This is a genomic window from Pseudomonas sp. UFMG81 (assembly GCF_015354575.1).
Taxonomy (GTDB): Bacteria; Pseudomonadota; Gammaproteobacteria; order Pseudomonadales; family Pseudomonadaceae; genus Aquipseudomonas.
Window position 1 is genome coordinate 23,440 of the sequence record NZ_JACAFQ010000009.1, and the last position, 17,229, is coordinate 40,668.

The 17,229-nt window shown below is 61.7% G+C and carries 20 protein-coding genes; 7 read left to right on the plus strand and 13 right to left on the minus strand.

From position 1 onward, the window contains the following. Window positions 1–121 precede the first annotated feature (121 nt). The gene (locus IX761_RS09200; protein ID WP_194789287.1) at window positions 122–901 is read left to right on the plus strand and encodes a PhzF family phenazine biosynthesis protein; all 780 of its coding nucleotides are present in this window, start codon (window positions 122–124) and stop codon (window positions 899–901) included. Window positions 902–943: 42 nt separating this feature from the next. Here IX761_RS09200 and IX761_RS09205 read toward each other — a convergent pair whose 3' ends face one another. After that, complete coding sequence (locus tag IX761_RS09205) at window positions 944–2,053, minus strand: ABC transporter ATP-binding protein (protein WP_194789288.1); 1,110 nt, start codon at window positions 2,051–2,053, stop codon at window positions 944–946. Beyond that, window positions 2,050–2,970 (minus strand): ornithine carbamoyltransferase, encoded by a 921-nt coding sequence (gene argF, locus IX761_RS09210; RefSeq protein WP_194789289.1) that lies wholly within the window; start codon window positions 2,968–2,970, stop codon window positions 2,050–2,052. The genes IX761_RS09205 and argF overlap by 4 nt, the downstream gene beginning before the upstream one ends. A gap of 366 nt (window positions 2,971–3,336) precedes the next feature. Between argF and IX761_RS09215 the strand changes: the two genes are divergently transcribed. Further along, window positions 3,337–5,445: a molybdopterin oxidoreductase family protein gene (locus tag IX761_RS09215; RefSeq protein WP_194789290.1), complete on the plus strand. Its 2,109-nt coding sequence runs from the start codon at window positions 3,337–3,339 to the stop codon at window positions 5,443–5,445. Between the two features lie 91 nt (window positions 5,446–5,536). After that, window positions 5,537–5,872, plus strand: coding sequence for a Grx4 family monothiol glutaredoxin (gene grxD, locus IX761_RS09220; protein ID WP_103449407.1), 336 nt, complete (start codon window positions 5,537–5,539; stop codon window positions 5,870–5,872). A gap of 105 nt (window positions 5,873–5,977) precedes the next feature. On the opposite strand, the gene bfr is transcribed toward grxD, so the two are convergent. Then, entirely contained in the window at window positions 5,978–6,451 is a 474-nt protein-coding gene (gene bfr, locus IX761_RS09225) for a bacterioferritin (RefSeq protein ID WP_194789291.1), read from the minus strand. A gap of 202 nt (window positions 6,452–6,653) precedes the next feature. Next, the gene (locus IX761_RS09230) at window positions 6,654–6,875 is read right to left on the minus strand and encodes a bacterioferritin-associated ferredoxin (RefSeq protein WP_046854452.1); all 222 of its coding nucleotides are present in this window, start codon (window positions 6,873–6,875) and stop codon (window positions 6,654–6,656) included. Window positions 6,876–7,089: 214 nt separating this feature from the next. Between IX761_RS09230 and IX761_RS09235 the strand changes: the two genes are divergently transcribed. Further along, window positions 7,090–7,692 (plus strand): peroxiredoxin, encoded by a 603-nt coding sequence (locus IX761_RS09235; protein WP_023629028.1) that lies wholly within the window; start codon window positions 7,090–7,092, stop codon window positions 7,690–7,692. A 171-nt stretch (window positions 7,693–7,863) separates the two neighbouring features. Here IX761_RS09235 and rnt read toward each other — a convergent pair whose 3' ends face one another. Both rnt and pyrC read right to left on the minus strand, forming a co-directional pair. Further along, complete coding sequence (gene rnt, locus IX761_RS09240) at window positions 7,864–8,538, minus strand: ribonuclease T (RefSeq protein ID WP_194789292.1); 675 nt, start codon at window positions 8,536–8,538, stop codon at window positions 7,864–7,866. Next, window positions 8,535–9,581 (minus strand): dihydroorotase, encoded by a 1,047-nt coding sequence (pyrC, locus tag IX761_RS09245; protein WP_194789293.1) that lies wholly within the window; start codon window positions 9,579–9,581, stop codon window positions 8,535–8,537. The genes rnt and pyrC overlap by 4 nt, the downstream gene beginning before the upstream one ends. Window positions 9,582–9,711: 130 nt before the next feature. On the opposite strand from pyrC, the gene IX761_RS09250 reads away from it, so the two are divergent. Beyond that, window positions 9,712–10,668 carry a flagellar protein MotY gene (locus tag IX761_RS09250; RefSeq protein WP_194789294.1) on the plus strand — a complete coding sequence of 319 codons (957 nt, stop codon included), beginning with the start codon at window positions 9,712–9,714 and terminating at the stop codon, window positions 10,666–10,668. 128 nt (window positions 10,669–10,796) lie between these two features. After that, entirely contained in the window at window positions 10,797–12,014 is a 1,218-nt protein-coding gene (locus tag IX761_RS09255; protein WP_194789295.1) for an argininosuccinate synthase, read from the plus strand. Between the two features lie 52 nt (window positions 12,015–12,066). Here the strand turns inward: IX761_RS09255 and IX761_RS09260 are convergent, their stop codons facing one another. Beyond that, window positions 12,067–12,624, minus strand: a complete 558-nt coding sequence (locus IX761_RS09260) for a hypothetical protein (protein WP_194789296.1) — start codon at window positions 12,622–12,624, stop codon at window positions 12,067–12,069. A gap of 347 nt (window positions 12,625–12,971) precedes the next feature. Between IX761_RS09260 and IX761_RS09265 the strand changes: the two genes are divergently transcribed. Beyond that, window positions 12,972–13,598, plus strand: a complete 627-nt coding sequence (locus IX761_RS09265) for a response regulator transcription factor (protein WP_194789297.1) — start codon at window positions 12,972–12,974, stop codon at window positions 13,596–13,598. Window positions 13,599–13,639: 41 nt separating this feature from the next. Here IX761_RS09265 and IX761_RS09270 read toward each other — a convergent pair whose 3' ends face one another. The 6 genes from IX761_RS09270 to IX761_RS09295 all read right to left on the minus strand — a co-directional run bounded on the left by IX761_RS09270 (window position 13,640) and on the right by IX761_RS09295 (window position 17,207). Beyond that, complete coding sequence (locus IX761_RS09270; RefSeq protein WP_194789298.1) at window positions 13,640–13,816, minus strand: PA3496 family putative envelope integrity protein; 177 nt, start codon at window positions 13,814–13,816, stop codon at window positions 13,640–13,642. Between the two features lie 103 nt (window positions 13,817–13,919). Beyond that, window positions 13,920–14,558, minus strand: a complete 639-nt coding sequence (nth, locus tag IX761_RS09275; RefSeq protein WP_194789299.1) for an endonuclease III — start codon at window positions 14,556–14,558, stop codon at window positions 13,920–13,922. Window positions 14,559–14,562: 4 nt separating this feature from the next. Further along, a complete protein-coding gene (locus IX761_RS09280) occupies window positions 14,563–15,087 on the minus strand; it encodes an Rnf-Nqr domain containing protein (protein WP_194789300.1) in 525 nt (174 codons plus the stop codon). Continuing rightward, the gene (locus IX761_RS09285) at window positions 15,080–15,694 is read right to left on the minus strand and encodes an RnfABCDGE type electron transport complex subunit G (protein ID WP_194789301.1); all 615 of its coding nucleotides are present in this window, start codon (window positions 15,692–15,694) and stop codon (window positions 15,080–15,082) included. The genes IX761_RS09280 and IX761_RS09285 overlap by 8 nt, the downstream gene beginning before the upstream one ends. Continuing rightward, window positions 15,691–16,662 (minus strand): RnfABCDGE type electron transport complex subunit D, encoded by a 972-nt coding sequence (locus IX761_RS09290; protein WP_194789388.1) that lies wholly within the window; start codon window positions 16,660–16,662, stop codon window positions 15,691–15,693. The genes IX761_RS09285 and IX761_RS09290 overlap by 4 nt, the downstream gene beginning before the upstream one ends. Beyond that, window positions 16,662–17,207, minus strand: a complete 546-nt coding sequence (locus IX761_RS09295) for an Rnf-Nqr domain containing protein (protein ID WP_194789302.1) — start codon at window positions 17,205–17,207, stop codon at window positions 16,662–16,664. The genes IX761_RS09290 and IX761_RS09295 overlap by 1 nt, the downstream gene beginning before the upstream one ends. Window positions 17,208–17,229 lie beyond the last annotated feature (22 nt).

Genomic DNA, 17,229 nt, shown 5'->3' on the forward strand with positions numbered 1-17,229 from the left:
TACTGGGTATGCAGCCGCCCGAAGATCTGTATGGCCACAAAAAACTGCACTCTGTCACTGTTCGCCCAGCGCACCTTGCCCCATGCTCGGTCCTCTATAACAAGGACAGAAGGACCGTGTCATGCAGTTGCACTTCCATCAGGTCGACGCGTTCAGTGATCGCCCCTTCGCCGGCAACCCGGCCATGGTCTACCACCTGGAGCAGTGGCTCGACGATGCCTTGATGCAGCAGATCGCCGCCGAGCACAACCTTGCCGAGACCGCGTTCGTGGTGGCGGAGGGTGAGGGCTATCGAATCCGTTGGTTCACCCCCGCAACCGAAGTGCCGCTGTGCGGTCATGCCACCCTCGCCAGCGCCCACGTGCTGTTCGAGGTGTATGGCGAGCAGAAGGCGCGCTTGGTCTTCCAAAGCCAGTCCGGGCCGTTGAGCGTGAGCCGTGACGACAAGCACCTCTGGCTCGATTTCCCGCGCATCGATCCACAGCCGCTGGCTGAGCCGGTGGCTGTGGCCGAGGCATTGGGGTGCGAGGTACAAGAGGTTTACCAGACCAAGGAGTTGCTGGTGGTGCTGGCTTCGGAGCACGCCGTGCGTGCTTGCTCGCCGGACATGGTGGCGCTGGCGAAGCTGCCGGGCCTGGGCGTGATCGTGACCGCACCGGGCGAGCAGCATGATTTCGTGTCGCGCTATTTTGCACCGAGTATCGGTATCCCTGAGGATCCGGTCACCGGCTCCATCCATTGCTCGTTGATTCCTTACTGGGCGGCACGCCTGGGCAAGCTAGCACTGCATGCGTTCCAGCGGTCGGCGCGCGGTGGCGAGCTGTTCTGTCGGCTGGAAGGGGAGCGGGTGAAGATCGGTGGCCAGGCCCGGTTGGTGGCCAGCGGTACCTTGATGCTGTGAGCGAAGGCCATCGCGGGGCTTGCCCCGCGATGGATTGACCCCTTAGAGCGCCGAACTGACTCGGCGCACGCCGTTCTCCTGGCGTGGCAGTTGCGCGGCAACGCTGCCAGGCACCGGGAACAGCACCAGGTGGTCGGCGGCCACGGCGATGCCGACGTCCTGACCCACCTGATGGTCGTTGTGGCTGGCGAAGATCGCTTCGAGCTGGCTGCCGGTGGGCAGTTGCAGGCGATACAGCGTCGAGGCGCCGAGGAAACTCTTGCCGATGATTTGCGCGCGCAGGGCACTGTCGGGCGCGTGGATGATGTCATCCGGGCGCAGCAGCACATCCACCGAGCTACCCAGCGCCATGGTGTAGGCACGGTTGCCGCGCAGTTCGCCGAGCTCGGTGCTGACTGCCTCATGGCTGCTCATCTGGCCTCGGATGAAGTAGCCCTGGCCGATGAAACTGGCGACGAAGGGCGTCTGCGGTTCGTGATAGAGGTTGTAGGGGGTGTCCCACTGCTCCAGGCGACCTTCCTTGAACACGCCGACGTGATCGCTGACCGCGAAGGCCTCTTCCTGGTCATGGGTGACCAGAATCGCGCTGGTGCCACGGCTCTTGAGAATGTCACGCACCTCGTGGCTCAAGCGCCGTCGCAATTCCACGTCGAGGTTGGAGAATGGCTCGTCGAGCAGCAGCAACTGCGGCTCCGGGGCCAAGGCGCGAGCGAGGGCGACCCGCTGCTGCTGGCCGCCGGATAATTCGTGCGGGTAGCGTCCGCCAAGGCCGGCGAGCTTGACCAGTTCCAGCATCTCGTCGACCACTGCGGCCTGGCGCGGGTGCTTGGCGATACCGAAGGCGATGTTCTGCGCCACGGTGAGGTGCGGGAACAGCGCGTAGTCCTGGAACACCATGCCGATCCGGCGTTTTTCCGGTGCCAAGGTGAAGCCGGCGCGGGAAATGACCTCGCCGGCCAGCTGGATCTCGCCGGCGTGCACCGGCTCGAAGCCGGCGATGGCACGTAGCGTGGTGGTCTTGCCACAACCGGACGAGCCCAGCAGGCAACCGATGTCGCCTGCGTTCAGGTGCAGGTTGAGGTTCTGGACGATGCGCTGCTCGCCGTAGCCGCAGGCGAGGTCGCGCAGGTTGAGCAGTAGGGGTTGACTCATGCGTGGTGGTAAGCCGGTTCTACAAGGAATTCGAGAAGGGCCTTCTGTGCATGCAGGCGGTTTTCAGCCTCGTCCCAGGCGACCGAACGAGGGTCGTCGAGCAGGTCCTGGCTGATTTCCTCGCCACGGTGGGCGGGCAGGCAGTGCATGAACAGGGCGTCGGGTGCCGCCAGGTCGAGCAATGCACGGGTGACCTGGTAAGGCGCGAAATGCGCCAGGCGCCGTGCAGTTTCCTCTTCCTGGCCCATGGAAGTCCAGACATCCGTGGTCACCAGGTGGGCACCGCGCACGGCTTCCTGGGGATCGCGGACGATCTGTACGCGATCGCCGCCCAGCTGCAGGAAGCGTGGATCGGGGTCATAGCCTTCGGGGCAGGCGATGCGCAGCTGGAAATCGAACTGCACGGCGGCCTCGATGTACGAGTTGCACATGTTGAAGCCATCGCCGACCCAGGCCACGGTCTTGCCCTGGATCGAGCCACGGTGTTCGAGGAAGGTCTGCATGTCGGCCAGCAACTGGCAGGGGTGCGATTCGTTGGACAGGCCGTTGATCACCGGGACCTTCGAGTGGGCGGCGAACTCGGTGAGGGTGCTGTGGGCGTGGGTGCGGATCATCACCGCGTCGACCATGCTCGACAGCACGATGGCGCTGTCGGCGATTGGCTCGCCACGGCCCAGTTGCGTGTCGCGCGGTGACAGGAAGATGGCCTGGCCACCGAGCTGGATCATGCCGGCCTCGAACGACACCCGGGTGCGGGTCGAGGACTTCTCGAAGATCATCCCCAGCACGCGGTTCTTCAGGGGTTCGAACAGCACGCCGCGCTTGCGCAGGTCCTTCAGCTCGATGCCTCGGCGGATCACACCGAGCAATTCGTCGGTGGTGAAATCCAGCAGGGAGAGAAAGTGCCTAGCGCTCATGATTGACTACCTTATCTGCAACGGTGTGCAGGTCGACCGTATGGGTTTTGTTGACAACGGGAGTGACCTGCGGCGTAAGCCGCACGGGGCGGACGGAATAGGGAAAGGCGCAATACTATAATTAAATGTCGCCTCAAACCAAGAGGGGAAACAGTGCGTCTGTATCAACGGGTGTCGTAACCCATTGCAGGCAGGCTGTTTTTTATTTGCTACAGAAGGTTGTACACGGCCCGGCGCGCGTTTGGCAAACGCGCCGTCGCGAATCGCCCGCCTGATGTCGCCCGATTCACGCCGCGAAGCGCGCTGGCGAGCCCGGCATGGCCAGCGCATAGTCGAACACCCAGAACAACAAAGGCAGAGGCGGCCATGACCAAGACCCTGCATCACCGAGCCTGTCACCTGTGCGAGGCCATCTGCGGCCTGAACATCGAAGTCAGCCAAGAAACCGATGGCCGGGCTCATATCAGCTCGATCAAGGGCGACCCTCAGGACCCCTTCAGCCGCGGTCATATCTGCCCCAAGGCGGTGGCCCTGCAGGATATCCAGGAGGACCCCGACCGCCTGCGCCAGCCGCATCGACGCCTCGGTGAGCAGTGGCAGCCGATCGGTTGGGACGAGGCCTTCGCGCTGGCCGCCGAGCGGCTGTGGGCGGTGCAGCAGGCTCACGGGCGCAATGCCGTCGCGGTGTACCAGGGCAACCCCAGCGTGCACAACTATGGGTTGATGACCCACAGCAACTATTTCCTCGGCCTGCTCAAGACGCGCAACCGGTTTTCCGCCACGTCGGTCGACCAGTTGCCCCAGCACCTGACCAGCCACCTGATGTACGGCCATGGCTTGCTGCTGCCGATCCCGGACATCGATCACACTCAATTCATGTTGATTCTTGGTGGCAATCCGTTGGCCTCGAACGGCAGCATCATGACCGTGCCGGATGTGGAGAAGCGCCTGAAGGCGCTCCAGGCCAGAGGCGGGCGCCTGGTGGTGGTGGACCCGCGTCGCAGTGAGACGGCGGCAGTGGCCGATCAGCACCTGTTCATTCGTCCTGGTGGTGATGCGGCGTTGCTGGCGGCGCTGTTGAATACCCTCTTCGCGGAGGATCTCGCCAAGGGCTCGCACCTGCCGGTCAACGGCCTGGCTGAGGTGCGTGAGGCCATTGCGCCGTTCGATGCAGAGGCCATGAGCGCACTGTGTGGCATTGCGGCGCGGGATATCCGCCAGTTGGCGCGGGATTTCGCCGCCGCCGAACGCGCGGTGTGCTATGGCCGCATGGGGGTATCCACCCAGGCATTCGGCTCGCTGTGCCACTGGCTGGTGCAACTGATCAACCTGGTCACCGGCAACCTCGACCGTGAAGGTGGCGCGTTGTGCACGACACCTGCGGTAGACCTGGTGGCCAGTACATCCGGTGGGCATTTCAATCAGTGGCAAAGCCGAGTCTCGGGCTTGCCGGAGTATGGCGGCGAGCTGCCGGTCGTGGCCCTGGCCGAGGAGATCCTCGCGCCTGGCGAGGGCCAGGTGCGGGCCCTGGTGACGGTTGCCGGCAACCCGGTGCTGTCCACGCCTAACGGGCGGCGCCTGGACGAGGCGCTGGCAGGCCTGGATTTCATGCTCAGCATCGACCTGTACATCAACGAAACCACTCGCCATGCCGACCTGATCCTGCCCTCGACTTCGGCCCTGGAGAACGACCACTACGACTCCACCTTCAATCTGCTGGCCGTACGCAATGTCACCCGTTTCAATCGGGCAATCCTGGCCAAGCCTGAGGGGGCGTTGCACGATTGGGAGATCTTCGTTGGTCTGGCCAAGGCTTTTGCCGCGCGGGCCCAGTTGGAGCTCAAGGGGACCCTGCCGCCAGCGCAGATGATCGATTACGCGTTGCGCAAAGGGCCTTACGGTGAGGCATCGACATTCAAGCTATCGCTGCAAACCCTCGACCAGTATCCCCATGGCCTGGATCTGGGAGCATTGACGCCGAACCTGGCTGATCGCTTGCGCACGACCAGCCATGCAGTCGAAGCGGCGCCTGTGGCCTTGCTCGAAGATTTGCAGCGCCTTGCCCGCCAAGTGCCGCCCGAGCCTGGCCAGTTGCTGCTGATCGGCCGTCGGCACGTGCGCAGCAACAACTCGTGGATGCACAACTTCCATCGGCTGGTCAAAGGCAAGCCGCGCCACCAGTTGATGATGCATCCGCAAGACCTCCTTGAACGCCAGCTTCAGGACGGTCAGACCGTGCGTATCCGTTCGCGTACCGGTGTGCTCGAAGTTCAAGTGCAGGCCAGCGAGGACATGATGCCAGGCGTGGTCAGCTTGCCGCATGGCTATGGACATGGGCGCCAGGGCGCACAGTTGCAGGTGGCCAGTGCGCACCCTGGGGTGAGTGCCAACGACCTGACGGACGAACGCTTGCGTGATGGTGTTTCCGGTAACGCCGCGCTCAATGGCGTACCGGTGCACGTGGACGCCGCCTGAAGATCGGCAAGGCCGAGCACGCCGCTCGGCTTTCCGATACAATGCGCCACCGTGGCGACGATCACGTCGCAAAGTTCAGCCGAGGTGCTTCATGGATATCATCGATACAATCAAAGAGCAGATCGCCAACAACACCATTCTGCTTTACATGAAAGGTTCGCCGAATGCGCCGCAGTGCGGCTTCTCGGCCAAGGCATCGCAAGCTGTGATGGGTTGTGGCGAGAAGTTCGCCTACGTCGACATCCTGCAGAACCCGGAAATCCGCGCCAACCTGCCCAAGTACGCCAACTGGCCGACCTTCCCGCAGCTGTGGGTGGCCGGTGAGCTGGTCGGCGGCAGCGACATCATGCTGGAAATGTTCGAGAAGGGTGAGCTGCAAACCCTGATCAAGGACGCGGCCGCCAAGGCCAAGGCTTCCGAGGCCTGATTCCAGCGTTTTATCGCCGGAATGCAAAAGCCCCGCAAATGCGGGGCTTTTTGTTGTCTTGGTAACGCGGGGCGCAAGGCGGCCCCGTGTTTCAATCGGCGAGCGTTATTCTTCGCCCATCTGCGACTGCAGGTAGTTCTCGAGGGTGATCTTGTCGATCAGGCCCAGTTGAGTCTCCAGCCAGTCAATGTGCTCTTCCTGGTCTTCGAGGATGTCTTCGAGCACATCGCGCGAGCCGAAGTCGCCTGCAGTTTCACAGTGGGCGATGGCTGCTTTCAGGTCGGCGTGGGCCTTTTTCTCAAGCTTCAGGTCGCACTCGAGCATCTCTTTGGTGTGCTCGCCGATCATCAGCTTGCCCAGGTCCTGGACGTTGGGAATGCCTTCGAGGAAGAGGATGCGCTTGATCAGCTTGTCAGCGTCCTTCATCGCCTGGATGGACTCTTTGTACTCGAACTTGCCGATCTTGTTCAGGCCCCAATCTTCGTACATGCGTGCATGCAGGAAGTACTGGTTGATCGCGACCAGCTCGTTTCCGAGGATCTTGTTGAGATGCTGGATGACGCTTACGTCGCCTTTCATGATGGGGTCCTGCCCTGTAGAAGTTGAGCCAATGAAAACAAGTTTGAGCCCGACAACTACCTATGTCAAACCTAAGTTATTGAATAATAAGTGAAATTTAATCGGAATAAGAATGTTTGTGAACCGCGTTAGAGCGCTAACTTGTTGAATTACAGGCATAAAAAAACCGGGCGCTGGGCCCGGTTCTTCAAAATAGGGTTTTTTACGCCGCGTTGAATTCAACGGGGTAGGGTAGCGCGGCCTGCTGGCTGAGCTGCAGCTCGGTCAGGGTTTCGCGTACCACCTGCTTGGCGAGGCAGGCGCATTTACCACATTGGCTGGCAACGTTGGTGGCGGCTCGAACTTCCTTGTAGCTGCAGCATCCTTCGTAGATCGCATCGCGGATCTGTCCGTCGGTGACACCGACACAGAGACACACATACATAAAGGCTGACCATTGCGGTTGGATTCGATGGGTTGGAGAGTAATGGTAATGAGAATGCTTGTCAAAGCACTTTCTGAAAGGGCCGTGCTTGAGCGACCGGTGGTACAGATTCGGCCTGTCACGATAAGCCGTGTATGATGGTCGGCCTTTGCCGGTTCCGGGGGACGCCGTTCCACCCGGGCAAGGTTTTCCACCCCTCATCAGGAGAAATCGCATGAGCGTACTCGTTGGTAAACAAGCCCCTGACTTCACCGTACCAGCCGTGCTGGGCAACGGCGAAATCGTCGACAGCTTCAACCTGGCCTCGGCCATCAAAGGCAAGTACGGCCTGGTGTTCTTCTACCCGCTGGACTTCACCTTCGTCTGCCCGTCCGAGCTGATCGCCCTGGACAACCGCATCCCTGATTTCCAGGCGCGCAACGTGGAAGTGATCGGCGTGTCGATCGACTCGCACTTCACCCACAACGCCTGGCGTAACACCCCGGTCAACAACGGCGGCATCGGCCAGGTCAAGTACACCCTGGCAGCCGACATGACCCACGAAATCTGCAAGGCCTACGACGTCGAGTCCGAAGGCGGCGTGGCTTTCCGTGGCGCCTTCCTGATCGACACCAACGGTGTTGTCCGTTCGCAGATCGTCAACGACCTGCCACTGGGCCGCAACATGGACGAGCTGCTGCGCCTGGTCGATGCCCTGCAATTCCACGAAGAGCACGGCGAAGTCTGCCCGGCCAACTGGAAGAAAGGCGACAAGGGCATGAACGCTTCGCCGGAAGGCGTTGCCGCTTACCTGAGCGAGAACGCTGGCAAGCTGTAATTGCCACGCGCATAAAAAAACCGGCCCCTGTGGCCGGTTTTTTTATGTCTGGACTCTGGGAGCGCTGCGCGCTCCTTTCGCGACACAAGGCCGCTCCTACAGGGGGCGCGATCTTCTGTAGGAGCGGCCTTGTGTCGCGACAGGGCCGCAAAGCGGCCCCGGGATTTCGGATCAGTCGTTGAAATCGCGCCAGCCGCCCATCTCTTTCCAGCGGTTGACGATGCCGCAGAACAGCTCGGCAGTCTTCTCGGTGTCGTAGCGCGCCGAATGCGCTTCACGGCCGTCGAAGTCGATATCCGCGCTCTGGCAAGCCCGCGCCAGCACGGTCTGGCCATACGCCAGGCCGGCGAGCGTGGCGGTGTCGAAGCTGGAGAACGGGTGGAAGGGGTTGCGCTTGATATCGTTGCGCGCCACCGCGGCGTTGAGGAAGCCCAGGTCGAAACTGCTGTTGTGCCCAACCAGGATCGCGCGTTTGCAGCCGTTGGCCTTCAATGCCTTGCGCACACCACGGAAGATGTCGGTGAGGGCGCTTTCCTCGCTCACTGCCATGCGCAGCGGGTGGTCCAGCTTGATGCCGGTGAACTCCAGTGCCGCAGCCTCGATGTTGGCGCCTTCGAACGGTTCGACCCGATAGAAGTAGGTGTGCTCGGGGAACAGGAAGCCCTTTTCGTCCATGCCGATGGTCACTGCGGCAATTTCCAGCAGGGCATCGGTGGCGCTGTTGAAGCCGCCGGTCTCGACATCCACTACCACCGGCAGGTAACCGCGGAAACGTTCGGCCATGGGGTGGCGCGAGCCGCTGCTGACCTGGCCGTCCTGTTCGTCGTCGTAGAGGTCTTCGCTCACGCGTTGTCCTCCAGCAGGCGCCAGCGCAGTTTTTCACCGGCGCGCAGCGGGATCACGGTGTTGTCGCCGAATGGCAGGCTGGCGGGGGCGGTCCATTCTTCGCGCACCAGGGTGATGGTGTCGGTGTTGCGCGCCAAACCGTAGAAGTCCGGGCCATGCTTGCTGGCGAAGCCTTCGAGCTTGTCCAGCGCGTTGCGTTGCTCGAACGCTTCGGCGTACATCTCGATGGCGGCGTAGGCGGTGTAGCAGCCCGCGCAGCCGCAGGCGGCCTCTTTCGCGTGCTGGGCGTGGGGGGCGGAGTCGGTGCCGAGGAAGAACTTCGGGTTGCCGCTGGTGGCCGCGTCCAGCAGCGCCACCTGGTGGGTGTTGCGCTTGAGGATCGGCAGGCAATAGAAGTGCGGGCGAATGCCGCCGACCAGCATGTGGTTGCGGTTGTACAGCAAGTGCTGGGCAGTGATGGTCGCACCGACGTTGGCTGGAGCGTCGGTCACGAACTGCGCGGCGTCGCTGGTGGTGATGTGCTCGAACACCACCTTCAGCGTCGGGAAGCGTTCGACCAGGCGACGCATGTGCTCGTCGATGAAGCGCTTCTCGCGGTCGAACACGTCGATCTCGCTGCGCGTCACTTCACCGTGCACCAGCAGCGGCAAGCCGGTCTCGGCCAGGGCTTCGATCGCGGGGAAGATATTGTCGATGCTGGTCACGCCGGAGTCGGAGTTGGTGGTGGCGCCGGCCGGATACAGTTTGGCGGCGTACACGATACCGCTGGCCTTGGCCGCGCGAACATCCTCGGCGCTGGTACGGTCGGTGAGGTACAGCACCATCAGCGGCTCGAAGCGGCTGCCTGCCGGACGGGCGGCCAGAATGCGCTCACGGTAGGCGCCGGCTTCGACGGCATTGCGTACCGGCGGAACCAGGTTGGGCATGATGATGGCACGGGCGAAGGTACGGGCCACATCACCAACGGTATGGGGCAGGACGGCACCATCGCGCAGATGGATGTGCCAGTCGTCGGGACGCAGGAGGGTCAGGCGATCGGACATTGGGGATTCCAGGCGGGTCGAACTCAGAAGCCAATGCTACCGGAAAACCCCTGGGCGAGCACGGCTATCAAGTTTTCCGACAAGCGACCGATAGCGTTGTGGTAAGCCGTCAGAATTTGTGGAGCCGCCCGTGCGCCAGCGTTATCTAGCCCTGTTCACTCTTGTCGCCAGCCTGCCGGCCGGGGCGCTGACCTTCCAGACCCGGGTGGAGAATGTCGCCTGGAAAGTCGAGGGTGACCAGTTCGAATGTCGCCTGGTCCAGCCGATCGACGGTTTCGGCAGTGGCGAGTTCGTGCGCCGCGCGGGTGAGCAACCGGTCTTTCGGCTGCGTTCCGACAGCAACGTGCTGGGCGCAGGTTCTGCCACGCTGCTGGCGGCCGCGGCACCCTGGCAACCCGGGCGTGGCGATGTCAACCTCGGGGCGGTGCGCATGGCGCGCAGCGGGGTGTTGTTCACCTCATCCCAGGGGCAGGCCAGCCGGTTGATCAATGGCCTGCTCGATGGCCGCAGCACTGTGGTGCGCAATTACACCGGCGAAGGTGGCCGGCCCATGGAAGTGCATGTGATGCCAGTCAGCTTCGCCAAGGCGTACAGCGACTACCAGGTGTGCGCGGCCAAGCTGCTGCCGATGAACTTCGACCAGATTCGCCAGACCCAGGTGGGCTTCCCGGGTGGCGGCATCGACCTGGACAGCTCGGCGCGTGCCCGCCTGGACGTGATCCTCGACTACTTGAAGGCCGATCCGTCGGTCAACGCCATCGAACTCAATGGCCATTCCGATAACAGTGGCAACCGGCTGACCAACCGCGACACATCGCGCCGTCGCGCGCTGGCTGTCGCCGAATACCTCAAGGCCCACGGCGTGCCGGAGTCGCAGATCACCGTGCGCTTCCATGGCGAGCGTTACCCGCTGGCCAAGAACAACAGCGCCGCCAACCGCGCGCGTAATCGCCGGGTGAACATTCAGCTCGATCGTGTCACGCCGGTCGAGAAACCCCAGGAAAAACCGGCTGCGCCCGTGGCACCGGCCGCCGCCGCCGTGCCTGCCACCGCACCGGCACAACAGGCCCCTGCGAAGAAGTCCTGAGTGCGACGACGGGTCGCGCTCTCGACAGTTCCTGTCGCTTTGTCATCACAAGCTGTCGCCCCACTGTAATTTTCGCCACAAGGTCGTTAGAATCGGAGGCTTTCCGTACAACCCCGTGGAGTGATGGCATGGCGGACGTAAAAAAGGTCGTACTGGCGTATTCCGGCGGCCTTGATACTTCGGTGATTCTCAAGTGGCTGCAGGACACCTACAACTGCGAAGTGGTGACCTTCACCGCTGACCTGGGACAGGGCGAAGAGGTCGAGCCGGCCCGCGCCAAGGCCCAGGCGATGGGCGTGAAAGAAATCTACATCGACGACCTGCGCGAAGAATTCGTGCGTGACTTCGTGTTCCCGATGTTCCGCGCCAACACCGTGTACGAAGGCGAGTACCTGCTGGGTACTTCCATCGCCCGCCCGCTGATCGCCAAGCGCCTGATCGAAATTGCCAACGAGACTGGCGCCGACGCCATTTCCCACGGCGCTACCGGCAAAGGGAACGACCAGGTGCGCTTCGAGCTGGGCGCCTACGCGCTCAAGCCAGGTGTCAAGGTCATCGCGCCATGGCGCGAGTGGGACCTGCTGTCGCGCGAGAAACTGATGGACTACGCCGAGAAGCACGGTATCCCGATCGAGCGTCATGGCAAGAAGAAGTCGCCGTACTCGATGGATGCCAACCTGCTGCACATCTCCTACGAAGGCGGTGTCCTGGAAGATACCTGGACCGAGCACGAGGAAGACATGTGGAAATGGAGCGTCTCTCCTGAGAATGCTCCGGACCAGGCGACCTACATCGAGCTGACCTACCGCAACGGTGACATCGTTGCCATCGACGGCGTCGAGAAGTCCCCGGCCACCGTACTGGCCGACCTCAACCGCATTGGCGGCGCCAACGGTATCGGCCGCCTCGACATCGTCGAGAACCGCTACGTCGGCATGAAGTCCCGCGGCTGCTATGAAACGCCAGGCGGCACCATCATGCTCAAGGCCCACCGCGCCATCGAGTCGATCACCCTGGACCGCGAAGTCGCTCACCTGAAAGATGAGTTGATGCCGAAGTATGCCAGCCTGATCTACACCGGCTATTGGTGGAGCCCTGAGCGTCTGATGCTGCAGCAGATGATCGACGCCTCGCAGGTGAACGTGAACGGTGTGGTACGCCTGAAGCTGTACAAGGGCAACGTCGTGGTCGTCGGCCGCAAGTCGGACGACTCGCTGTTCGATGCCAACATCGCGACCTTCGAGGAAGATGGCGGCGCCTACAACCAGGCGGATGCTGCTGGCTTCATCAAGCTCAATGCACTGCGCATGCGCATTGCAGCCAACAAAGGCCGTTCGATGCTCTGAACGTCCCGTTGAAAGAAACCCGGCCCAGGCCGGGTTTTTTTTTGCGCCGCGTTCAAGTATCGACATCCTGCTCGAACGGTGCACCTGCTTCCTGCATGGGGCCTGCGGAGAGGTGGATGCAGGTTCGGGTATCGAGGTTATAGAGGATCCAGCGTTTGGTCGTCGTGTGCTGTCGATCGATCATGCGCAGTACGTGGTGTTCGAACATCTTGCGGCTGTCCGGTCCGGAGATGGCGATGATCATGGCGCTCTCCTGCTCCCCGGCAGGTCTTGTAGGGGGGGGAGGGTGTTCGGGTCCCGCCTTGACCGACTGGGATGTAGGGGCCGCCGCCGCCAGAGGCTGAGGAGGGTTCTGGCATGTCGTCGTTTGTTCATGCTGCTCGGGGGCGAACAGCGACCCCGTGTTGAAGTTCAGCGTGAGGAAGAACAGCACGGTGAGGAAGAAGGGGAAACCCACCAGAAACCATGTATAGATCGTCTGGCTGTCTTCGCTCAGGAACGGCAGCGATGCCAGGGCGGAAGCCTCGATAACCCCAGCGAAAACAGCAATAAGAGTCAATGGACTGAATGATGGGTTGTTCATGATGAGCGCCTGGCATGCTTTGCTCATCAGTAGCTCGTTGCGCAAGCGCTAATAAGCGTCTTGAGTTTCCCGTTGTGGAACTAAAACCTATGGAAAATCTCAAGTGTCGTTATCTTTGTGAATAGTAGAAATTTCCTGCGCGATGTGTAACCCATGCGTGCTTGGAGTCTGGCTATCAGAGTGATAACTTTTGTACGACCATTTGCGCTATTGATGAAAATAAAAATCTGAAACAACGCTTTGTAGGAATATTCCTCAAATTGAGTGGGCGCCTTCCTTCTGTGCAAGTGCCAGGGAAACCGTCGCATGATTAATCGTTATGCTCGGTGATGGTGAATGTCGAAACTAACAACAACGCATATTATGGATATCGCATGAACAAAGTGCTGATCGTGGATGATCACCCGGTCATTCGTCTGGCGGTACGCATGCTGATGGAGCGGCATGGCTACGAGGTGGTGGCGGAAACCGATAACGGGGTGGATGCCTTGCAGCTGACGCGAGAGCACCTGCCGGACATTGTCATCCTGGATATAGGCATCCCCAAGCTGGATGGTTTGGAGGTCGTCGCTCGCATGGCCATGGCCAGCCCGGCAAGCAAAGTGCTGGTGCTGACATCGCAGGCACCTGGTCATTTCTCGATGCGGTGCATGCAGGCCGGAGCCGCAGGGTATGTGTGCAAGCAGCAGGAGTTGACAGAACTGCTGAGTGCTATCAAGGCGGTGCTTTCGGGTTACAGTTACTTCCCTAATCAGGCGCTGCACAAGGGGCGAACCGGAATAGTCGGGGGCAGCGAAGTGGAAATGGTCAAGCGCCTTTCGGGGAGAGAAATGATGGTGCTGCAGCAACTGGCTCGTGGGAAGAGCAACAAGGAAATCGCCGACAGCATGTTTCTCAGCAACAAGACGGTGAGTACCTACAAAACCCGGCTGCTGCTCAAACTCAACGCCCGTTCACTGGTTGATCTGATTGAGTTGGCGCAGCGAAATGATCTGGCCTGACTCGAAAAAGCCTCCGGTAAGGAGGCTTTTTCATGGCTTGGCTACAGGTCGTAATCGAAGTCGGCCAGCTGTTTTTTCAGGCGGCGCTCTTCCAGCATGTTGTCGATGGTCCGACGTTTGCTGAGGTTGGTCTTGGCTGGTTCGGCCTGCGGCTCCCCATCGTCGTCCGGGTTCTGGAAATCTTCGTCGATAGCCAGGTCTTCTTTATCGGTGCTCATGCGTCACTCCAAGCCAAAGGGCCATTGGCCGTCCTTATAGCGGGATTCAACGAGCGGGTAAAAAAGATTTTTTCAATCGAAGGATGAGTTTGTTTCTATTGCCTCAATCGTCGGATGTCTTTTGTTTGTACTCGCACAGGTCCTCGATACGGCAACTACCGCAACGTGGCTTGCGCGCCTGGCAGACATAGCGACCATGCAGGATCAACCAGTGGTGGGCATCGAGCAGGTAGTCCTTGGGCACGAACTTGAGCAGCTTCTTCTCCACGTCCAGCACGGTCTTGCCTGGGGCGATACCCGTGCGGTTGCTCACTCGGAAAATATGCGTGTCGACGGCCATGGCCAGTTGGCGAAAGGCGGTATTGAGCACGACATTGGCGGTCTTGCGGCCAACCCCGGGCAGTGCCTCGAGTGCTTCGCGGGTTTGTGGTACTTCGCCGTCATGCTGTTCGACCAACAGCCGGCAGGTTTCGATGACGTTCTTGGCCTTGCTGTTGTACAGCCCGATGGTCTTGATGTATTCGCTGAGGCCGTCCACCCCCAGGGCGTGGATAGCTTGTGGCGTGTTGGCCACAGGAAACAGGCGGGCTGTGGCCTTGTTGACGCCGACATCGGTAGCCTGGGCCGAGAGGATCACGGCAATCAGCAGTTCGAAGGGGGTGGTGTAGGCCAGTTCAGTCTTTGGGTCTGGATTGTCTTCGTGCAGCCTGCGAAAAATTTCCAGGCGTTTGGCGGCATTCATGGGGTCAAAGGGTTCCTTGACGGCGAGCTGAGGTGGGCTTGCGGCGCAGATGATTGTACAAGCCCAGCAGCAGGCCGAGCAGCATCAATGCACCCGGAGTGAGCTGCGCAAGGTGCAGGCCGAGGCCGTCAGCCAGTACCTGGCGGCCAATGGCCAGCGCCAGGCATGCGGCTAACAGGCCGGCAAGGGTGGTGAGCGACGCGCGCCAGCGATCGTTTGCCGGCAACAGACGGTCGAAGGCCAGGGCCTGAACGGCGAGCAACAAAGGGTAGTGGCCAAGCGACAAGGCCAGGGGCAGGGCCCAGGCGCGTAGCCCGAGTTGCAGGATGCTGGTGAGTGCGATGGACAGTATCAGGCTTGCCCACAGCTGGTTTGTGGGTTCGAGGCGGTTGCGCAGGGGGAGCATCAGCAACTGGTGGAGTGCGATCAGTACAGCCAGGCAGGTTGTAATCGACAAGGCCTGGATGATCGTCGTGGTCGCACCCAGCACAGGCGCCAGGCAGGCGATCAACCACCAATACCTATTCATGATTACCTTCCCCAAGCAGTGCTACTCGGTGTTCGTCGAAATAGCGCAAGGCATCCTGTAGCGCGTCGATCACTGCCCGCGACGTGACAGTTGCGCCCGCCAACTGGTCGAAGGCGCCATGGTCGCGTTTGAGTGCCCACGCCTGTTCGGGTGGATTGCCACGGGCCTTGCCGAGGAACTGGTCCAGCCAGCGGCGTTGCGGGTCGACCAACTGGTCGCCCAGCCCAGGGCTCTCCTGTTGGCGCAGGACGTGCACGCCAATGAGCCGTCCGTGATCATCGATGGCAATGAGCAACTCGATGGGCCCACCATAGCCCCGAAGTTCACTGTGCAGGAGGATTGCCACGGGTTTCTCGGTCAAGCTCGCTCTATAGCCGGCCAACAGACGGCTGTGACGCAAGGTCGTATCTGCCAGCGTTAGCGGGGTTTGCAGCGGCCGGTTGTCGTAGCTGCCAGGTGCGATCACGGCCAGCCATTCGCGCTCATGCTGCGCACGTTCGGCTTCCGCAATGGGCACGGCTGTCCAGTGTTGCCATGCCAGAGTGGCAGCCAGGGCCAGGGCTGTCACCAGCGCCAGCAACAGCGAACTGCGCACGTGCAGGTTCATGGGGCCACCTGCTGGCGGCGTTCGGCCCAGCGATCCAGGGTTGGCACCGCAAGGTTCATGAGCAGGATGGCGAACGCGGTCCCATCGGGCAGGCTGCCCCAGGTGCGCATCAGGTAGATCAGCAGACCGGCGCCGATGCCGAACAGCAACCGCGCCAGTGGGCGTCGGCAGCCGGAGACCGGCTCGGTGGCAATGAAGAAGGCTGCCAGCATGGTCGAACCGGAGAACAGGTGCAGCAAGGGTGAGCCATGGGAGTCGGACCCCGAACCGTTCCAGGCCAGCAGGCTGAACAGCGCAAGCCCCCCCAGCAGGCCCATCGGGGCATGCCAGCTGAACACCCGGCGGTGCAGCAGGAATAACCCGCCGAGCAAGAACGCCAGGTTCACCCACTCACTTGCGCGCCCACCGAGGTGGCCGAAGGCCGGGTGTTGGATGAACAGTTCGTCCATGGTCAGGCTGCGGTTGTGACGCAGCGTGTCCAGCACCGTCGGGCTGGCCCAGGCGTCTATCTGGTCACTGGCCGCGAAGCTCAGGTGCAGGCTGTCGAGCAGGCCGGGTGCCTGGCTGACCCAGTGACTCATCGGAAGCGGAAAGCTCAGCACCACGAAGGCATAGCCGACCATTGCCGGGTTGAACAGGTTGCGGCCGACGCCTCCGAATGCCTGCTTGCCCAGGCCGATGGCGACGGCCGACGCGGCCACCGGCAGCCACCAAGGGGCCGGGCTGGGCAAGGCAGCGGCCAGCAACACGGCGCTCACCAGGGCGCTACCGTCGGTCAGTGCCGGCGTGATCGCCTGCCGGCGCCAGGCCAGCAGCAGGGCTTCCGTAGCCAGCGCAGTGCTGGCACAGAGCAGCAGGTTGGTCAGCACGCCCCAGCCATGCAGCCAGAACAGCGCCAGCAGGCCGGGTATGCAGGCCAGCAGAACCAGGCCCATGGCGTTGCGCAGGCGCGGATCAGGCGTGGGCATCATGCGAGTAATCCGTTGAAACCGGAGAACGCCATGGCCATCACGCCAACACCGATCAGTTCGATGGGCAAGCCGCGCAAGGCCTGTGGGATATCGTCATGGCTGCAGCGTTCGCGTAAATCGGCGAACAGTGCCAGCGCCAGCCAGAACCCCATGCCGCCGAGCGCACCCCACACCAGCGCCTGCCAGCCGCTGATGCCATTGCTGTCGAGTTGCAACAGCAACCCCGGCAGCAGGGCATTGCCCAGCAACACGCCTTGCACACTTTGGGTGGGCCAGTCTGGCCGTGCGCACTTCAACAGGTATGGCAGGTACCACGCGAGTAGGGCGAGCAATGGCATGGCCAGCCACAGTTGCAAGGCTCGCAGTTCAAGAGGCAGCAGCAGGTACTGCTGCAGCAGCCAGCCAACAGGCAGCCCGATCAGCATTAGCAACGCGCTGCACAACCCAACCACGTGCAACCGAGTGCGATCGGCCAGGCTGGGTTGCAGCACCAGGTGATCGATCAGCGCGGCGCTGACCAGGACCAGGACGTAGTCGCTCATGAGGATGCCTGCAGCCTGACGA